The organism is Pedobacter sp. WC2501, assembly GCF_052682415.1.
The window spans coordinates 526,916-547,246 of sequence record NZ_JBQZFI010000001.1 but is presented as its reverse complement, the minus strand read 5'-3'; the positions used below and the strand labels follow the sequence as shown (position 1 = coordinate 547,246).

15 protein-coding genes and 2 tRNA genes are annotated in these 20,331 nt (G+C 37.2%); 10 read left to right on the top strand and 7 right to left on the bottom strand.

The window, feature by feature from the left end; genetic code table 11:
- Positions 1–770 precede the first annotated feature (770 nt).
- The 7 genes from ACUN24_RS02420 to feoB all read left to right on the top strand — a co-directional run bounded on the left by ACUN24_RS02420 (position 771) and on the right by feoB (position 11,414).
- Positions 771–911 carry a hypothetical protein gene (locus ACUN24_RS02420; RefSeq protein WP_445561086.1) on the top strand — a complete coding sequence of 47 codons (141 nt, stop codon included), beginning with the start codon at positions 771–773 and terminating at the stop codon, positions 909–911.
- Positions 912–2,130: 1,219 nt separating this feature from the next.
- Positions 2,131–2,511, top strand: a complete 381-nt coding sequence (gene gcvH, locus ACUN24_RS02415; protein WP_147224488.1) for a glycine cleavage system protein GcvH — start codon at positions 2,131–2,133, stop codon at positions 2,509–2,511.
- Positions 2,512–2,521: 10 nt separating this feature from the next.
- Entirely contained in the window at positions 2,522–2,923 is a 402-nt protein-coding gene (locus ACUN24_RS02410) for a VanZ family protein (RefSeq protein ID WP_316846038.1), read from the top strand.
- Positions 2,924–3,182: 259 nt separating this feature from the next.
- Positions 3,183–5,987: an outer membrane beta-barrel family protein gene (locus ACUN24_RS02405; RefSeq protein ID WP_445561085.1), complete on the top strand. Its 2,805-nt coding sequence runs from the start codon at positions 3,183–3,185 to the stop codon at positions 5,985–5,987.
- Positions 5,988–6,221: 234 nt separating this feature from the next.
- Complete coding sequence (locus ACUN24_RS02400) at positions 6,222–8,981, top strand: TonB-dependent receptor domain-containing protein (protein WP_445561084.1); 2,760 nt, start codon at positions 6,222–6,224, stop codon at positions 8,979–8,981.
- Between the two features lie 97 nt (positions 8,982–9,078).
- Positions 9,079–9,294, top strand: a complete 216-nt coding sequence (locus ACUN24_RS02395; protein WP_055913318.1) for a FeoA family protein — start codon at positions 9,079–9,081, stop codon at positions 9,292–9,294.
- 5 nt (positions 9,295–9,299) lie between these two features.
- A complete protein-coding gene (feoB, locus tag ACUN24_RS02390) occupies positions 9,300–11,414 on the top strand; it encodes a ferrous iron transport protein B (RefSeq protein WP_445565122.1) in 2,115 nt (704 codons plus the stop codon).
- Between the two features lie 552 nt (positions 11,415–11,966).
- Here the strand turns inward: feoB and ACUN24_RS02385 are convergent.
- Positions 11,967–12,443 carry an Lrp/AsnC ligand binding domain-containing protein gene (locus ACUN24_RS02385; protein ID WP_025145395.1) on the bottom strand — a complete coding sequence of 159 codons (477 nt, stop codon included), beginning with the start codon at positions 12,441–12,443 and terminating at the stop codon, positions 11,967–11,969.
- Between the two features lie 156 nt (positions 12,444–12,599).
- Here ACUN24_RS02385 and ACUN24_RS02380 point away from each other — a divergent pair.
- The 3 genes from ACUN24_RS02380 (at position 12,600) to ACUN24_RS02370 (ending at position 14,090) form a co-directional block, all read left to right on the top strand.
- Positions 12,600–12,716, top strand: a tRNA-Asp gene (locus ACUN24_RS02380).
- Positions 12,717–12,787: 71 nt separating this feature from the next.
- Positions 12,788–12,932: transfer RNA gene (locus ACUN24_RS02375), tRNA-Asp, on the top strand.
- Positions 12,933–13,076: 144 nt separating this feature from the next.
- Positions 13,077–14,090 (top strand): LacI family DNA-binding transcriptional regulator, encoded by a 1,014-nt coding sequence (locus ACUN24_RS02370; RefSeq protein WP_445561083.1) that lies wholly within the window; start codon positions 13,077–13,079, stop codon positions 14,088–14,090.
- A gap of 57 nt (positions 14,091–14,147) precedes the next feature.
- Here the strand turns inward: ACUN24_RS02370 and frr are convergent, their stop codons facing one another.
- From frr to ACUN24_RS02340, 6 genes are all read right to left on the bottom strand, one after another.
- The gene (gene frr, locus ACUN24_RS02365) at positions 14,148–14,711 is read right to left on the bottom strand and encodes a ribosome recycling factor (protein ID WP_445561082.1); all 564 of its coding nucleotides are present in this window, start codon (positions 14,709–14,711) and stop codon (positions 14,148–14,150) included.
- Between the two features lie 39 nt (positions 14,712–14,750).
- Positions 14,751–15,455, bottom strand: coding sequence for a UMP kinase (pyrH, locus tag ACUN24_RS02360; RefSeq protein WP_445561081.1), 705 nt, complete (start codon positions 15,453–15,455; stop codon positions 14,751–14,753).
- Between the two features lie 150 nt (positions 15,456–15,605).
- The gene (locus ACUN24_RS02355; RefSeq protein ID WP_445561080.1) at positions 15,606–15,785 is read right to left on the bottom strand and encodes a hypothetical protein; all 180 of its coding nucleotides are present in this window, start codon (positions 15,783–15,785) and stop codon (positions 15,606–15,608) included.
- 33 nt (positions 15,786–15,818) lie between these two features.
- The gene (locus ACUN24_RS02350) at positions 15,819–17,375 is read right to left on the bottom strand and encodes a thiol-activated cytolysin family protein (protein WP_445561079.1); all 1,557 of its coding nucleotides are present in this window, start codon (positions 17,373–17,375) and stop codon (positions 15,819–15,821) included.
- Positions 17,376–17,463: 88 nt separating this feature from the next.
- On the bottom strand, positions 17,464–18,600 hold the full coding sequence (locus ACUN24_RS02345; RefSeq protein ID WP_445561078.1) for a thiol-activated cytolysin family protein: 1,137 nt from the start codon (positions 18,598–18,600) through the stop codon (positions 17,464–17,466).
- Between the two features lie 44 nt (positions 18,601–18,644).
- On the bottom strand, positions 18,645–20,222 hold the full coding sequence (locus ACUN24_RS02340) for a S41 family peptidase (protein ID WP_445561077.1): 1,578 nt from the start codon (positions 20,220–20,222) through the stop codon (positions 18,645–18,647).
- Between the last annotated feature and the right edge of the window lie 109 nt (positions 20,223–20,331).

Sequence of the window (20,331 nt, the reverse complement as noted above, 5' to 3'; positions counted from 1 at the left end):
TCCATGATATAGCAATATACAACGGACATAAGGTTCATTGATAGCGGCTACGGAAATGCAGCCTGTTTCGAGCCATTAGGCTGTATCATAAATCGTAATTCAATTAATTTGTCGCGTTGAGCTCAGCCTGTACAGAGCTTGACGAAGTATCGAAACGCCTGGTAAGACATTTAAAACAGTTCCTTCGACAAGCTCAGGATGACATTCTATTAGACAGCCTCATGACCCAGTTTTATTCTATGTTTTTTGCATGCCTGGTATTCAACCAAAATACAGTGCTGGTCAATAGGATAAAAGCAAGCATAATAATAGGTTGTACTAACAGAAGAACTGTCCAAAATAGCGTGCAAAAAATAATTGCAATAATAATTAGCTTACTCATATTTTGGTTTTTGGTTAGATGTTTGTATGGTTAGATTTACATATATACGTAATTTTTGATGTATCCGGTTTTATTTTTATAAAATTTTTTATTTTTTTAAGCTTACATGCGTTTTAAAATGTGCTATTTTATTGTATTTCAATATATTAATATGGATTTGTAGTAAAGTATATGTGTATGTGTAAATAGTCAGGAGTGACGAAATCTTATTGTTAATGGGAAAATTAGTTTTTTGTTGTGGTTATTTTTGCGTTAAACGATTGAGAGTTTTGTTTGAAATGGGAGTTTGGGCTTATTCGCCGGATTTAATATTTATGATGTCCAATTACTTTTTTTTGAACTGCGGTTCACTTTTTTCTAAATTTGCACATATTTAAATACTCAGATTATGAAAAAGCAATTCACAACAGACTGGATGTTAATTTCGTTATTAATTTGTGCTTTAATTATGATTTTAATCGATATGGCCAGTCAGAACAGACAAGTCCAAAAAAACAATAACTCCTTTGGAGTTTCTTATAGCCGGTAAAATTAGGAGCGGTTCCACAAATACGGCTACATTTCCTTTAAATTGCTCTCGACCCTTGGTTCTGCTCCAGGTAAATGTATCTGCACAAGTTCCTGAAGGTTAATAAACCCATACCTTCTGCGGTGTTTGTGTTACTTTAAGTTTTTTACTATGTTTGCAGTCTAACCAATTATTTCTTATGAGAGACCGTCCAACAGTGGACTGGGTATTGATTGCTTTGTTGATTTTGGCACTGATGCTAATGATATTTGATTTCCATTACCAGAAAAAACGCACTCAAGATAGAAAGAAATCGATAACAATAGCACATCAGAACTAGTGACGTATCTATAGTTACGATGCCTATCTGTGTTGTATAGTGCCCCCAAAAGTTAGACACCAGAGCGAATTCAAACTTCTGACCGAAAATCAGTATGGTAATTTCATAATAAGTGGAAAAGACTATGGAATTGGGTCTTTGGATCATAAAGAAATACGAAAACCCAATCTGATTGTTAAAGTCGTATAGGTTAGTCACATATACTCAATAGTAACATGCTTGCGCTTTAAAAAGTTCCTCAAACACCTACACTTCCAATTAATATGAAAAGGAAATTTTTCATGATTGGCCTATTTATTTCCTGTGAAGTTGAGAAAGATACCTTTACCCACCACTATGAATTATGAGGAGTAAAATTATACTGATCGATTTAAAATGCTAATGGTCAGATCGACTGATTATAAAAATGAACAAAGCGGACAACCATTTTATAAAACATTTCGTATGTATTAATTTGTTATCTATAACTAACCAAATATTATGAGCAACTTTAATATAATCGGATCAATATTTACACTATTACTTATCATCTCATTACTGGTGTGGATAATTACGATGGAATGAAACGCTATGGTTGGGGAATAAAGTTTTGAGTGGAATTACGTAGCTTAAAGTTAACGAAGTATAACAGAACCACCAGCTGGCAATCAACCTGTATTGAATTCCCTTATGTAACTAACCACTTGAACTAACATAGCCAGAAATTCATACCCTTTGCTTACAGCGCGTAATGCTGACACAATTAATATTTTTAAGTTAATTTGCCGGGCATTGCGAGATGTGAAAGTAAATCGTATTTTTGGAGCGTAAACGATAGGAAACGTTTAAATGTTTGCAACTATGCGTGTAAGCCTGATAGAGCAACGAACTAAATAACTTATTTTCAAAAATATATAAATAATGAATTTTCCATCAGAATTGAAGTACACTAAAGACCACGAGTGGGTTAGAGTTGAAGGTAACGAAGCTTATATTGGCGTAACTGATTTTGCACAACGCGAATTGGGCGATATCGTTTATGTTGATATTAACACTGTAGGTAGCGAGGTAGCTAAAGAAGAAGTTTTTGGTACTGTAGAAGCTGTTAAAACGGTATCTGATTTATACATGCCAGTTACCGGAACAGTATTGGAAGTTAATGCTGAATTAAACGATAACCCAGAATTGGTTAACTCTGATCCTTATGGACAAGGATGGATGGTAAAAGTATCTTTAGCTGATTTAGCTGAAGTAGATGGTTTATTAACAGCAGAAGCTTACCAGGAACTTGTAGGTGCCTAATTCTAATATTTTGTACAAAACACTAAAACAGCAAAAATGGGCCATTCTTTGGACAGTTGTTGTTTTGGTGTTTTGCAATATGCACATTTCCGATTCTGTTGGAAAAAGCGGCTTTTTCTTCGAAGGCTTTGATAAAATGACCCACATGGGCTTTTTCTTTGTTTTATCCGTATTACTTTTCTATGGTAAAATAAAATACCAGCATACCTATGCTTTCAGAACCTTAACCATTTTTAAGGTTTTACTTGTCTGTGCTATCATCGGCGGCGGAATTGAACTATTACAATGGAAAGTTTTTACCTATCGTTCTGCAGAGTGGTGGGATTTTGGCTGTGATATGTTAGGCGCATCAATGGCAGTTTTTAGTTATGTATTGCTCCATAAATTAAATTTCAATGAGAAGAAAAGTTAGCATCATTTGTTTAATCGCGGCTATAGGTTTAAGCGGCTGCAGTATTTTTAAAAAGAACTGTAATTGCCCGAAAGTGTATTATAACAGCTATCCTTTAACACAAAAATAATCCTCTTACCGATCAATTTCCTGTTTGATCTGACTGCCTTCCTCAAGCTGTATTTAAAATGTTACCAAGCTTTTAATACACCTTAACAAACCTTTCGGCTTTTCTACAGTCTGATAGCTTAGTTTTATATTATAATATCTAATTTTTTTGATGAAAAGAAACGTTCAGCGGGCAATATTCATTGTTCTTCTATTTTGTGGTTACATCGCCCAGGCTCAAAATACTGGTTCGATAAGCGGAAAAGTAATTAACGCGAAAGATAAAAAACCGGTTGATTTTGCTACAATCGCAATTAAGAGTTTAAAAGATTCGAGTGTTGTGGCATCCGGTCAAACCGATCCTGACGGAAGTTTTAGCTTTAAAGCCATAGCTCCGGGTAAGTATAGGATTTATTCCGCTTTTTTAGGTTTAAAAACAGCAACCAAAGATATAGAAGTGGCTAAGGCGGCTGTAAATGCCGGCGAAATTGCCATGAATGATGATGGCGTTGATTTAAAAGATGTTAACGTAACCGCTACTATCCCGATTGTGGTAAAGAAAGATACTTTAGAGTTTGATGCCAAATCGATTAAAGTGCGCGAAAATGCCGTGGTAGAAGATCTCCTGAAAAAGGTGCCAGGGGTTGAGGTAGCAAAAGATGGCAGTGTTAAAGCCCAGGGCGAAACCATTACCAAAGTAAAGATTGATGGTAAAGAATTTTTTGGCAATGATCCGTTATTGGCGACTAAAAATCTTCCGGCTGATATGGTTGATAAAATCCAGGTAATTGATGAACTTTCTGAACAGGCGCAGTTTACCGGTATTGATGATGGAACAAGAAACAAGATCTTAAACATCACTACTAAAAATGGCATGAAACATGGTTATTTTGGTAACAGTACCATAGGTTATGGTTCTGACGATCGTTATGATGCCAGCTTGAACGTAAACAAATTTGATGATGATAGGCAGATCAGCTTTATCGGTCAGTTTAACAATGTAAACAAGCAGAACTTTGGCCAGGGCGGAGGTGTAGGTAATGGATTTGGAGGTGGAGGCGGCCGTGGTGGATTTGGTGGCGGAGCAAGTTCCGGCGGCGGAAATGGTGGGATCACCACTACCAATGCAGCAGGTTTAAACTTTGCCGACACCTATAAAGACGGCACCCAGTTTCAGGCCAGTTATTTCTTTAATAAAGCAATTTCTGAAAATATCCAGAACTCCAACACTCAAAATCTTGCAGGAGGTACGAATAACATTGCTGAAGATATAAATAATACTTCCGACAGGATTAACCATCGCTTCAATTTCATGGTCGATACCAAGATAAATCCATCTTTATCTATTAAAATTCAGCCGAACCTAGCTTATACCGAAACAGATGGAAACAATTTTAATAGTTATACCAGGACGCTTGATGACGGCTCAACTGTTGGTACGCAAAGGAATACCACAACTGCTGCTACGCCTACCTTTAGCAATAATTTACTGATCCGCAAAAGTTTTAAACGCAGAGGCCGTACGCTATCATTGAATATGAACACCAGCATAAACGATAATGACGGTACAAACCTGAACTATAGAAATGATAAAATTACGGAAGGGGCAGCAACAAGAGACACCATTACCAATCAATTGAATAATACCAATAGCCATTCGATAAATAATACCACAAGGGCGGTTTATACCGAACCATTAAATAAAACCCTGAGTGTAGAGCTGAACTATCAGAACAGTTATTCGAATAGCGATTCGCATAGAGATGTGTTTAATTACAATCCCTTAACCCTGCAATACGATCTGGTAGATAATACCTTTTCTAATATTTATAACAACCGTACCTTAACCAATGCGGCAGGTGTAAGCTTAACCACTACCGAGAAAAAATACAACTGGAACATCGGGGTTGCTGCACAGCAGACCAACAGGGTAAACACCAATTTAACCACAGGATTAAGACGTACGCAGAATTTTATTAATATTACCCCCTCTGCGCAGTTCAGGTATAATTTTAGTAACCGTAAACGTTTGTTCATTAACTATAGAGGCTCTACCTCACAACCAACTATCGATCAGATTCAGCCGATTCTGGATAATACAAATTCTCAGACACGTTATATAGGTAATCCTGCATTAAAACCATCGTTCAATAACCAGTTGAGGATCAACTTTAACAACTTTAATATCGAAAATGGCCGGTTTTTCTTTGCGGGCTTAAATCTTACCCAAACCTTTAATGCCATTGGAAATACTGTAGTGCCTTTATCAGGTGGTGTTCAACAGGTAAGTTACATTAATGTGGATGGCGTTTATGCAGGTAATGCCAATGCAACATGGTCTCTGCCTTTAATGGCAGAACGTAAGTTAACGCTGAATATTTCTGGAAATGGATCGTATAACAGAAATGTGAATTTTATTGCGGACCAAGAAAGCACCGATCTGGTAAAAAATGTGACTAACAGTTATACCATTTCAAACGGTTATAAATTGGTTACCAATGTTGATAAATTCGATTTAACGGGAGGTATAACTGGTAGCTATACCAATTCTACTTTTTCTGCAAGGCCATCATCCAATACGCAGTATTACACCATTAACCCAAGTTTTGATGTAAGTTACGTATTGCCAGCCAATATCAGGTTAGCAATCGATATCGATTATTTCAGGAACTTTGGTGGCGGCGATCAATTTAACCAGGAATACACCATTCTTAATCCTTACATCAGCCGTCAGTTTTTTAAAAACAGAGGAACATTTAAATTTTCTATAAATGATGCACTTAACCAGAACACTGGTGTAAGCAGAACGGCTACTGGTACTTCGATTGTCGATTTAACTACCAATGTATTAAAGCGTTATTATATGTTCTCATTCACCTACTCCTTAACGCGTATAGGTGGTAGAAACATAAGTGGCGATATGCAGATGCCAGGCCAACGCGGTAATGGTGGCGGCGGTGGCCGTCCGAGGATGTAATCTTTTCTAATGGCCGGTGGCTCACCGACCACCAATATGATAATAAAAGTCCTGGTTTTAACCAGGACTCTTCTGTTTTATAACTCTTTTTATAACGGTCGGTGTCTCACCGACCGTTACTCAATCCTTTGGATTAAATGTACAATTGACATTTATGTATTTCAAATGTTACCAAAGTAAAAATAAACCTTTATAAAAGTATGCTGTCTCTATATTATAAGGCAAACTAACCGAATGAAACATATTTTTACGCTCCTGCTTATTTTATCATCTTTTTATGTTTATGCCCAGAAAACGGGTTCAGTTAGCGGAAGGGTTATTCAATCAAAGGATAAAAAACCAATTGATTATGCTTCTTTGGCTGTTAGAAATCTGGCAGACTCGAGCATGGCAGGCGCTGTAAGTACCACAGAAGATGGGAAGTTTGTTTTTAAGGGTTTAAAACCCGGCACTTACAGGTTATATGCTGCGTTTTTAGGCTTAAAGAATATCACTAAAGATTTTACCATCTCAGCAGATAAACTTGATGTCATCCTGGGCGATATTGTTTTAGAAGGAGGAGCAATCGATCTTCAAACGGTAGATATTAAAGCAGAAATTCCACCCATTGTGGTAAAAAAGGATACGCTTGAGTTTAACGCAAGTTCATTTAAAGTGGTAGAGAATGCTGTAGTAGAAGATTTGTTAAAGAAATTACCAGGAGTAGAGGTAGATAAAGCCGGTACGGTAAAAGCCCAGGGAGAAACCATTACCAAAGTTAAGGTAGATGGCAAAGAGTTTTTTGGGAATGATCCTTTATTGGCCACTAAAAACCTTCCGGCCGATATGATCGATAAAATCCAGATTATCGATGAACTTTCCGATCAGGCACAGTTTACCGGAATTGATGATGGCTCAAGAACCAAAATTATTAATATCACGACCAGAAAAGAAAAGAAAAACGGCTATTTCGGGAACAGCACAGGTGGTTATGGCTCTAACGACCGATATGATGTAAACGCAAATATCAACCATTTTGATCAGGATAAGCGATTGAGTGTAGTTGCCCAGTTTAATAATGTGAACAAACAAAATTTTGGTGGCGGAAATGGGGGTAGCAATGGCGGACGTGGCGGAATTACTGATACCAAAGCGGGAGGATTTAATTTCTCGGATGTATATGCCGACCAAACTGAAGTGAGTTTGAGTTATTTTGTGAATAAATCTGATGACCTGACCCTCAGGAACAGCGTAACCCAAAACCTGTTGGGCGATGTAACAACGATTTTTAATAATAACCAGACCAATACTTCAGACCGTTTAAACCACCGCTTAAACTTTATGATCGATACCAAAATCGATTCGTTAACCTCACTTAAAGTGCAGCCCAATTTAAGTTATACCGATAACGAGAGCCTAAACAGCAGTATTTATACCCGCGATTTTGGCACCTATAACACAAGCGGATCCCAGCAATTAACCAATCATAATACAGCGCCCGCTATCAGTAATAATATTTTGTTGCGTAAAAAGTTTATGCGCCGCGGAAGAACATTGTCGCTGAATTTTAACACGAACATTAATAATAACGACGCCGATAATTATAATTACAATTCCGAAACGCGTGAAAAAGACAGTGTTAAAACGGTAAAGGTTATTAACCAGCTCAATGATCAGGAAAGTGAATCTATTAGTCAGAATACCCGGTTGGTTTATACAGAGCCTCTAAATAAAACCCTGAGCCTTGAGTTTAACTACCAGAACGGCTATAACCATAATACTTCTAATCGTTTTACTTACGATTTTAACCCGGCTACGCTGAACTATGATTTGTTAAATGATTCATTAAGTAACGTTTATGAAAATACCACCTTAACCAATACAGCTGGTTTCAGTTTTAATAAAATGGCCAAAAAATACAACTGGAATGTGGGGATGGCCATTCAGAATACCGATCGTAAAAACAATAATATTACCCAGGGATTCGTATTAAAACAGAACATATTTAACTATACGCCTTCGGCCATGTTCAGGTATAATTTTAGCAATAGTAAGCGTTTGGTCTTCAATTACCGTGGTAGTACCAATCAGCCTACCATACAACAATTGCAGCCCATTCCCAATAATACCAATACACAAAGTATCCCACTGGGAAATCCCAATTTAAAACCCGAATTTAACAATACCCTGCGTATTGCATACAACACTTTTACCGTTGGAAAAAACAGGTCGTTATTTGTTAATATAAACCTGACCCAGACTTCCAATAAAATTGCCAATAGCAGCAGTTTAATCGAAAGCGGGGTTAACCAGGGTAAATTTGCAGTACTGCCCGTAAACGTAAGTGGTGTTTATTCCGGGTCGTTATCCTCCTCATTAAGTTTGCCCATCATGGCAGAAAATAAGCTTAATTTTCATATCAACATCAGTAGCAACTATGATCGGGATGTAAACTTTACCAATACCTTGAAAAATATCACCAATAGCTGGTCGATTAACAATGGTTACCGTTTGGTTTCCAATTTGGATAAGCTCGATTTAACCGCAGGCGTTAATGGCTCAATTAACCGGGCAACTTACTCGGTTCAACCTAATTCTAATACACGCTATTATACTTTTAGTCCCAATATCAGTATCAGCTATATGTTCCCGGGCGATATCCGCTGGTCAGTAGATGCAGATTACAACCAGAATACAGGTAGGGGAGAGAATTTCGATACCTACTTTACTTTGGTGAATTCGTACCTGAGTAAACAATTTTTTAAAAACCGTGGCACTTTCAAAGCTGCCGTAAACGATTTGCTGAACGAAAACCAGGGTGTAAGTCGTACGGCCAACAACAACACTATCCGTGATGAAAGTTACAACGTATTGAAGCGTTATTTTATGTTTTCATTTACCTATTCCTTAAACCGTATGGGTGGTAAAAATCGTATTAGGGGGAATGAGGAAGGGGGCAGAGGCCGTGGTGGTAACGATGGTGGAGGCTTTGGCGGGGGCAGACAACGAAACTAGATCATTTTAGGGTAAAAGCGCTGTAATTTATATCCCATACCCTGTATCTTATTTGGAATAAATCTAAAGAAAGGTTAACTTGCGCCAAATTTAGCACATGAAACTGTCGCACCTAAAAGTTGGAGAAAAGGGAACAATTGTAGCTTTTACAGATTTAGATATGTCTGTAAAGTTAATGGAGATGGGCTGCTTGCCGGGCGAGGTAGTAGAGGTAGAGCGTTTTGCTCCTCTGGGCGATCCAATGGCGATACGTGTTGCTGGTTATCAGCTTTGTTTGCGTAAAAGCGAAGCCGATGTGATCATTATACAATAAATAAGCTGGGTTTGGATATTAAAGTTGCGTTAGTTGGTAATCCCAATACAGGTAAATCTACTTTATTTAATCGTTTAACAGGGTTAAATCAAAAAATTGGAAATTTTCCAGGCATCACTGTCGATAAGAAAACAGGTTTTACTAAACTTGCTGATGGTAAAGAAGCAGAGATCATTGATTTGCCAGGAACGTATAGTTTATATCCAAAAAGTTCTGATGAAAGTATCGTTTTTCAGGTACTTGCCGATAAAAATAACAACAGCCATCCCGATGTAATCGTATTGATTGCCGATGCCTCGAACCTAAAGCGAAACATGCTTTTGTACTCGCAGGTGGCCGATTTAGGCATCCCGATGATTTTAGCATTGAACATGATCGATCTTTCCACTAAACAGGGCATTGAGATCGACCTTGATAAACTTTCACAAAAATTGGGCGTTCAGGTGGTTTCCATTTCAGCAAGAAACAACATCGGAATTGATAAGTTAAAACAAGCCATTGCCAATACCAATAAAATTGCCACCCAGTTTCAGGATGTTGATGTGAATTTTCTGGCACCCGAAGCCATTAATGCCATCAAATCGAAACTGAATTCGGATAACGATTATTATGCCCTTCAGGTGCTTCATCAGCACGAATACCTTACTTTCTTCACCGAAAAAGAGCAGGAAGAAATTGAACAAATAGAACAAGCCCACCATTTCGAATCTTCGAAGGTTCAGGCTGCAGAAACTATTGCAAGGTATAAACAGCTGGGTACGATTTTATCTGATGTGGTTATTGACAGGGGTACAGAAAAGAAATTTTCTTTAAGTGATAAATTGGATGCTATTTTAACCCATAAAATATGGGGATTTGCCATTTTCCTGCTTATTCTTTTTGTAATTTTTAACGCCATATTTGCCTGGTCTTCCTATCCAATGGACTGGATTGAGACTGGTTTTGGTTTTATTACCAGCATTGGGCACGAATATTTACCGGCAGGCATGCTTACCGATTTGTTGTTGGATGGTATAATTGCAGGTTTAGGTGGCATTTTTGTTTTTATTCCACAGATTGCGATCCTTTTTGCTTTTATATCCATTTTAGAAGATACGGGTTATATGGCTCGTGTTACTTTTATGATGGATAAAATTATGAGCAAGGTTGGCCTTAACGGTAAATCGGTAGTACCGATGATTGGTGGTTTGGCCTGTGCTGTTCCATCTATTATGGCTGCCCGAAATATCGAAAACTGGAAGGACAGGATGATTACCATCATGGTTACCCCTTTGGTAAGTTGCTCAGCAAGGCTTCCGGTATATATCCTGATTATTTCCTTAATTATCCCTTCTCAAACCGTTTTAGGTGTTTTTAACCTTCAAGGACTGGCGCTAATGGTGATGTATCTGGTAGGTATTATCGCTGCGGTATTGGTAGCATGGGTAATGAAATTCATTATCAAAACTAAAGAAAGGTCTTATTTTATCATGGAGTTACCGATTTACCGCATGCCCAGGTGGAAAAATGTGTTTTATACCATGTACGAAAAATCGAAAACCTTTGTATTTGAGGCTGGTAAAGTAATCATCGCCATTTCCATCATCCTTTGGGTAATGGCTTCGTTCGGGCCTGGAGACCGCTTTGAGAACATTGATAAAAAATACGAATCTGTTCTAACTGATACAACAAAAAATACAGATCACATTAAAACCCTGGTGGCTACCGAGAAATTGGAAAACTCTTACGTGGGTATTCTCGGTCGTTGGATCGAGCCTGCCATCCGCCCTTTGGGTTACGACTGGAAGATTGGTATTGGTTTAATTACTTCGTTTGCTGCCCGCGAAGCCTTTGTGGGTACAATGGCCACTATTTATAGTGTTGATGGCGGTGATGAAGATACAGGCACCATTAGAGAGCGCATGTCGGCTTCGGTTAATAACCGCACCGGCTTACCTGTTTACACTTTTGCCGCAGGTATTTCTTTGATGCTTTTTTATGCTTTTGCCATGCAATGCATGAGCACAGTAGCTATTGTTTACCGCGAAACCAAAGGCTGGAAATGGCCGGTAATCCAATTGGCTTACATGACGGCTATGGCCTATGTTGCCGCGCTGGTTGCTTATCAGCTATTGAAATAAAGAATTTCGTCATTTCGAGCGGAGTGCAACGCAGTCGAGAACCACGCAGTGCTCAGCGTAGCTAAATCTATCTCGACTAAATGTAAATTTCACTGGAGCTTAGAAGGCGACTATTTTATAGTAGCTTAACTCTAGCGTTTGTCACCCTGAGCGTAGTCGAAGGCCCCCTTATAAATATGATTATTAAGATTAGGAGAGCAAGGCCTGTATAATTATTTGGGTTTCCTCCCGCTTTCCGTTTTACTTTGCCTGCGGCTTCGTGTTCACTTCAATCGGGTCTGGGTGGGGCGTTAGGTAGTTTTATTTTCGGTTAGGAATTTTACCCTGCACAACCCTTGTTTCCAAACCCGGGAGAAGCGTCAGCCACCGATTCTTCATCGGGGCTATAGCGGATAACAGGGCTGCTGTTCCCGAAATCTTACTGAGCGTTCATTTTCAAATAAAATCACTAAAGGTTTTTACCATATAAGACATATAAGGTCATCCGAACTCAGGTATGATTACACAGATTGTGGTCTTTCACCTTTAATCTTTCTGCTTTAGTCTTTCCGCTTAACCTAGTTCAATCTGCCGCTTAATGCTTTCTTCCAGCGATATTAAAGTCTCCGTACGTTGGATACCGTTCACAGCCTGTATTTCTTCGTTTAAAACATGGCGTAAATGATTGGTATCCCTGCAGATGATTTTGGCAAACATACTATAGGCACCGGTAGTATAATGCAATTCTACCACCTCTTTAATTTTGCTCAATTGGGCAACTGCATCTTTGTACTGAATTCCTTTTTCCAGGTAAATGCCTAAAAAGGCGCAAATATCATATCCCGCCTTTTGTGGATCAATAATAAGATGAGAGCCCTTAATAATGCCCATTTCCTGCAGTTTCTTCATCCTAACGTGTATCGTTCCACCTGAAACAATAAGATCTTTAGCGATTTCTGTATAGGGTTTAGTGGCATCCTGCATCAATTGTTTTAATATGTCGATGTCGAGGTTGTCAATTTCTAAATTGGAATTGTCTTTTTTAAGCATATTTTTGAATTATGATAAGCGAATTTACAAATATTTATCAATATTATAAAAATAAAATTAAATGTTTAAAATATTTGCAAGGTATTGCTTGTTCCTTTACATTTGTATCAAGCAATTAACAAAAAGGGAACGTTCTTTCAAAATTGCATAACATAATGTAGGGTGGTGAAACAGGCAGACACACCTCCTTGTCTCGGTGGCGGAGAATAATGGGAATATACCGGTTTCGGTACTAACCACTCCTTGAAGGTTCGATTCCTTCCCCTACAGCCAGTTCAGTTGGCAATTTACAGTTAGCAGTTTAAAACTGAAAATTGGAAATTGAGAACTGTTAACTTTTGAAATGTTGGGTGGTGAAATTGGCAGACACGCCTCCTTGTCTCGGTGGTGGGGAATAATGGGACAAACGCAGTTTATTGGGTTGACCACAAATTAATTTTTTGAACTGTAGCTAACTACCCCTTGAAGGTTCGACTCCTTCCCCAACAGCATTTTTTATGAATAATAAGTTAGTTAATCGAGCAATCCTGGATAGGTTGCTCTTTTTCTTTTTAGGCGAGTTTTTTCATATCCATCATATATTTATAGTAATATTCTTATATTACCAGCAAATTTATTCGTTCAATACCTGTGATGAAGAAACGTATTTCAATTAAAGATATCGCTAAACAATTAAATATTTCCATTACAACCGTATCGTTCGTAATTAATGGAAAAGCAAGAGAGAAGAACATCAGCGAATCGCTTACTAAAAAGGTTTTAGACCTTGTGGCCGAATTAAATTATCAGCCCAATGCCCTTGCTACAAGTTTGAGAACAGGTAAGACAAAAATCATAGGTTTCCTGGTTGATGACATTTCTGAACCTTTTTTCTCTGGTATAGCACGCCGAATTGATGAAATTGCTTCAAGTCTTGGTTATAAAATTCTTTTTAGCAGTACCAGAAATGATACTGAGAAGGCAATAGAACTGTTGCAGATTTTTAAAGACAGGCATGTTGATGGCTATATTATGGCCTTGCCTGAGGGATTGGAAGAAGAAGTTAAAAAATTGATTCAAACAGATGCTCCGGTAGTGCTTTTTGATCGGTATGTACCGGATGTTAAAACAGATTATGTAATAATTGATAATCTAAATAGTACCTACGAAGCTACTGAACACCTCATTAAAAATAATTACAAAAAAATAGGGTTTGTAACCATTGATACCTTACAGCAACAGATGGTAGATCGTTTGGCCGGTTATGAAAGCGCTGTCGAAAAATATAAATTGCCGTCAATTGTAAAGAAGATCAAATATGTAAACTCTGCCGACTCCATTGAGGAGATGATCAAATTTTTTAAAGAGAAGCAGCTTGATGCGGTAGTTTTTGCAGCTAATTACATTTGCTTAGATGGTTTAAGAACTTTTAGAAAATTAGGTATTCAGATCCATAAAGACATAGCTGTTGTTTCTTTTGATGATTTCGAAATCCTGGAATTTTGTGAGCCTCCGGTTACGGCTATTGCACAGCCCCTTGAGGCCATTGCAGAAAACGTAATGAAGATTTTATTGAATAAGCTTAAAAAGTCTGGCAAATCCATCGAAAACATGCAGGTATCTTTACCTACCGTCTTAAACGTTAGAGGCTCAAGCGCAAAGAAATAAGAATAAAAAAGGGAATAGATTTAAATCCATTCCCTTTCTCGATATATTTTATACAGATTAAACTGTCATTACATCTTTTTCTTTGGCTTCGGCATGTTTGTCAACCTTGATGATATAGGCATCGGTTAATTTTTGCACTTCGCCTTCACCTGTTTTAATCTCGTCATCAGAAACACCTTCACCTTTCAGTTTTTGAATTTTGGTATTGGCATCCTTACGGATGTTACGAACGGTAATTCGACCTCTTTCGGCTTCTTCCTTAACTTTTTTCACCAGGTCTTTTCTCCGCTCTTCTGTTAAAGGCGGTACAACCAGGCGGATAACAATACCGTCATTTTGCGGATTGATACCAATATTAGCTACCTGAATAGCTTTTTCAATTGCAGTTAAAAGAGATTTTTCCCAAGGTTGGATTACGATTGTTCTGGCATCAGGCGTATTAATGCTGGCTACCTGTGATAGTGCTGTAGCTGCGCCATAATAATCTACGAAAATACCATCCAACATTCCAGCTGATGCTTTACCAGCTCTGATTTTAGTTAATTCAGATTCACAATGATCGATTGCTTTATCCATTGCAGATTGAGCATCCATTAATTGTAATTGTATGAGGTCGTTCATAATTGTGTGTATTTCTACAAAAATAATAATTTTTATTTCTTATTTAACCAGGGTTCCGATAGGTTCGCCATTAGCGATTTTCATGAAATTGCCATGTTTGTTCATATCAAACACAATAATCGGCACTTGGTTTTCTTCACAAAGGGTAAAGGCTGTCATGTCCATTACGTTCAGGCCTTTATCGTAAACTTCTCTAAAAGAAATTTCGTTGTATTTAGTTGCTAATGGATCTTTTTCAGGATCTGCGGTATAAATTCCATCAACACGTGTTCCTTTTAAAACAACATCAGCTTTAATTTCGATAGCACGTAAAGCTGCAGCTGAATCGGTGGTGAAGTATGGGTTTCCGGTTCCTGCGCCAAAAATAACTACACGGCCTTTTTCTAAATGTCGAACAGCCCTTCTGCGGATAAATGGCTCACAAATCTGTTCCATTTTAATAGCAGTAAGTAAACGCGTTTTAATACCCACTTTTTCTAAAGCATCTTGTAAGGCCATAGAGTTGATTACTGTAGCCAACATGCCCATGTAATCAGCCTGTGCCCTGTCCATCCCACTTTTTTCGGCGCTTAAACCTCTAAAAATGTTTCCTCCTCCAATTACGATTGCGATTTCTAAACCTTTATCGTGTACGGCTTTGATATCTTCAGCGTATTGCTTAACGCGTTCATTATCAATTCCATATTGTTTGTCGCCCATTAGCGATTCTCCGCTAAGCTTTAATAGGATGCGTTTGTATTTCATGACCTCAAAAATATTAACAATTTTTTACTTACGGGCTATCGTTTTAATATTTGATGTAAATATTTAATTAGGTTGAGGATATAAATAAAAAAGGGCAATATTTTCATATCGCCCTTTCTGTTATTTGATTAATTATTGGGCTTTAGCAAGCTATAATGAAGCATTTACATGTAAAGCCGGATGGGAGTTATATCCGGATGGTACATCACCAGACCAACCATTAAATAAATTATCATTTGTATCGCCGGTTCCGTCATCAGAAGAGGAACTATCGCCAACAAAAGCAACACTAGTGCCAAAAGTTGCAACTAGGACATAACTCCGTTCCATTGTGCTTCCAAGTGTATTTAACTTTTGATGGTATCATCTTAAAGGAGCTAGTACTTTATAAAAAGAACCATTTTTAAGGGAATAATTAGATAAATAATAACCTTCTCGGTGTAAAGTACCACTCCCCCCGGAACCATAATCTTCCTGATAGGTGTCATCCCACGAACTCTGGTATGTATGATTTTCTTTTATAAGAATTTTTGATTGTTTAAAGGTATTCACTAAAGTTAAGCTATCGTAAGTGGTTGAAGAACACCATGGTTGATGATCATATGGCCCCTCCACTGAGCCAGCATTAGTAGTTTCTTTTTTCCATTCAAATTTAACATAATCTTGTGGGACTGTTGAGCTAGTTCCAGTCATATCTGAATAAAAGCAAAGATAGACATCACAACCATTATAATTGCTATATTTATCTTTATTCTGATATTCTATTCTAGCGTATACAGGCTGGGTATCGATGTTAATCCTGAATTTAGTTTTCACTACAGAATGATCAGCAAGGTGACTTAAACTAAAGTATATTGGCACCCCTGGATTTGATGCAGAGAAAGTCCCACCCTTAATAATAAACTGTATAAAGGCATCAAATCCATTAACTGTTTCAACAGCATCGCTGCCATCGGCACCTATAATATAAATCTTCATGGAAGATTCGTCGATTATTCTTTTTTCTTCTTCCGTTGTAGAGCTGCTTCCAGAAACGAAGAGGGCTTTGAAAGCGGAGTTATAGGCATTGTTAACAGCCTCATAAGTGTAATCTGATTCTATGGCCATTATACCCATACGCCCATAAGTAATTGAGCTAACATAGGTAGGATATTTTTGGTTTAGTGCATCTAGGTTAGTACCGTCATTCATTAGTTTACCGTCAGCGGGAATGTCTAAATCCAAGGTAAAGTTTTTCTGAATAAATTTAGCATAAATGCCAGTTCGTTTCGAAATCTTATCAATGGTTTCTGTACTGTTTGATGTTTTATGGCCAAAAAGAGTTCCTGTTTTTACATTCGAACCAAACGCAAGTTTTAACTCATCATAAGCAGTAAATTTTTCTAAACTATAAGAGAATCCTGCAACTTGGGTACTTATATCATTTTGGGCTAAAATGTCACTTACGAAATTTCTTGTTGACGAAAGTGTAGGGTTAGTAATTATACCACTTACTCTTTTTGCCTGAAATGAAACTGAAGCCGTAACAGGTTTTACCGAAGATTGAAATTCGGATATTGGCATAAAATTTAAATCAGCTATTGAGTTTCCCTGAAGCAGAGATGCAGCATATATATATCTTTCATAGGCAGAATTTTTCATTAGGGCAATTTCATCCGTTTCTACAAATAATGTTCTTCCAAAGTCGTTAGCCCATAAACTGTCTTTATAAATATCGGCACCGCTTAGTTTTTTTTGGTCTAGGATGTTCTTTATTGATTGACCTGCGTAAGCAGATGGGCTACCTTCAATATTGATATCAATAACCGGATCTGCAAACTTCCCGTTAAATGTGGTTTTCGGTATTAAAATGGTTTCGTTTTTTCTACACGATGCTAGAATGATAGCGAAACAAGCTACAAGTAGTATATATTTTTTCATTAAATAAATGTTATCTAAACTTAAAAGATCGCCATGCCCGGCAATTTATTTTATGTCAAGGCAGGGCGATCAGATATGGACAGTGTTATTAATTTTTAGGGAAATTAACCAGGAACCTGGTTCTGAAAATTGAATTATCGCTTAAATAGCTCAATGTATAATATAATGGGAGACCAGGGGTTTGCGGTGTATAATTTCCGCCAGAAATTATGTATTGCCTAAATGCATCGTAGCCGTTAATAGATTGTGCCACAGATTCCCCTTCGCCACCAACATTATAAATTTCAATTGAAGAATTATCGATAATAGTTTTTAAAGAATCTGCTATAGATGCCCCGCCGCTTACTATACCGGCATTAAATGCAGCTTTAAAAGCTCTTGTTAATGATGAATAATTATAATCAGACTCAACCTTGATCATACCCATTCTTCCGTAAGTTATAGAACTTACATAAACAGGGGAATATTGACCCAGCTGGCTTGGATCTACTGAACTATCCAATAAGTTTCCATCTGGCAGATCCATATCCAGGGTAAAGTTGCGCTGAACAAACTTTGCTATAAGTCCGGTTTTCTTCTCAATTTTAGTCTTATTTATAGATGCGTTCGCATTAAAAATATTGCCTACTTTAATGTTTGCGCCGAATGCAAGTTTAAATTCATCGTAATAAGTAAACTGGTTCATGTCGAAACTAAAGCTTGTAATTTCTTTACCGGAGAAACTATCTGAATAAACAGATTCAAGGAAAGAGCGGGTACCTGATAAACTTGGTTTATTAATAACACCTGAAACATTTGCTGCATGTGCTGAGACAGAAACGGTAATGGGCTTAATTTTATTCTGGTATTGTGTTAATGGTTTGTAGGTTAGATCGGAGATTGAATTTCCTTGTAGTAAGGAACCCGGATAGATGTAGCGTGAATAATTTGTTAAGACAACTTGTTCATCAGATTCAATTACCAGGCTATGGCCTGCATCACCAGCCCAAACACTATCCTTAATCAATTCTGTATAGCTTTTTTTATTACTGTTAATTAAGCTCTTAACAGGATTGCCTTGACCGGTAATGCTAATAATTGTGTCAGGGAATTTTGACAGATTTCTAATCGTATTAATTTCTTTTCCATTTGAAGAGATTTGTTCTTCAACATTTTTTTTACAGGCTGTTACCGATAAAACTGCAACAGCAGCTAAGGCGATAAGCGTTTTTAAATTGTTTTTCATTTTTTTTTGATAGTAGATTGATTTTTGGATTGTTTATTTATTTTTCATTTTCTTAGTTTAAACTGCGATTTAATAAGTTCCTGTAATTCACCTGCGCCAAATACTTCCCTTTTTACATTCGAGATATTACTCCCCATTGCTGATTTGGATTCAAGTGCTTTATTTTTTACTGCGGCTACTTTAGGTGAATAAGCCATATCATCCAATGCACTTCTAAGGCCTTTTTCTTCAATATTGCCAAAATCAGTTTCCACATCATCGTCAGTAGTGATATTCGTTGACATTCCGTTAAAATAGTTTCCCTCGTTGTTGGCGTTTAGATTTTGAAATAAAGAGAGGTATAGAGAATATGATTTTATTTTTACCGGGAAAAAACCAATTGGTTTTCCGAAAGTTTTAACTGGGTCTGCTGGCTTTTCTGTTGTTCTTGTGCCAATCAGCTTTACATCCATGTAGGGCTTTAAGCAATTAATTAATAACTCACTTGCCGATGCTGTTTTCTTGCTAACAATGAAATATACCCTGGTTAAATTATTAAGACCAGCAGTTTTTTTAAAAAGCGATGTGTTTGCATTTATAGAATAATCACCATCTGCAAGGGTAGCGGTTCTGCCATTAATAATAAATGCCGGACTTCCGTCATCATTTAAAATAGGTTGTTTTGTTAATAAGGTTGCCTCTCCTTTTTGCATAAGGGTATTATATTTCTCTTTTCGCATTACCTTCCCGTTTGCACTTTGTGGTGCAACTAGGTTGGCGAAATTTTCGCAGGTTAAAATATCGCCACCGCCATTATATCTCAGGTCAATAATTAATTCCTTTACATCTTCGTTATTAAAATAAGAGAATGCATTGTTTAAACTTTCATCTCTACCCTTAGGGCTCGAAAATTTCAGGTAAGAAATATAGCCGATATTGACATTATTTATCTTTAAAACAGATACCATGTTTACCGGATCGGCAATGTAGGCCATTCGCTTAATCGTATATTTCTCAGATTTATAGGCATTAGGCTTACCGTTTAAAATAAGCTCTACCTTATCACTATCGAAGGCTGTTTTAACATATTTATAGAAATCTTCAGTATTTTCACTTTTTCTTCCGTTAATTTCTTCCACTTTCATCCCTCTTTTTATACCATTTGTTTCTGCGGGAGAATTCTTAATTACATATTCTATGTAGATGGCGCTGTTTCCAACTGCAACAAGTGTAATCCCATAATTATAACCAAGATCTGTGAGGCTGTAATTATTTTGGTCCCCAGAATTTGACTTACTTATTATTGTCGAGAATTTAGCTTCAGAGACATTATCCGGATTAAATTCAAATGATTTTCCTGTTTCAGGATTCAAGGCATATCTGGTAAGATCAAATATTTCATGGCTATACTTAGCGATGGAAGAACCAGTGGTATATTTTTTAAAATTGAAGTTGGTGTATTTTGGAAGCTGGTCATTCCAGAAATAAATCTGGTTTGCATATAGGTATATCGAATCCAGAATTTGTTGTTCTTCGTTATCTTTTTCTAGGAGGAACTTACCTGTCTCTTTTTTACAAGATAGAATAGTAAAACATAAAAACAATGAAAGTGCAATGTGTTTTGTGTTATTATGGAGGTGCATTAGTCTTTAAATTACAAGGTTCCTTTTCCTCCACCAAAGGTATACATGTAAAATTACGTAGAGTTTAAGCCAATATTATATTATTATAGGTTTGACGAATAATAAATAC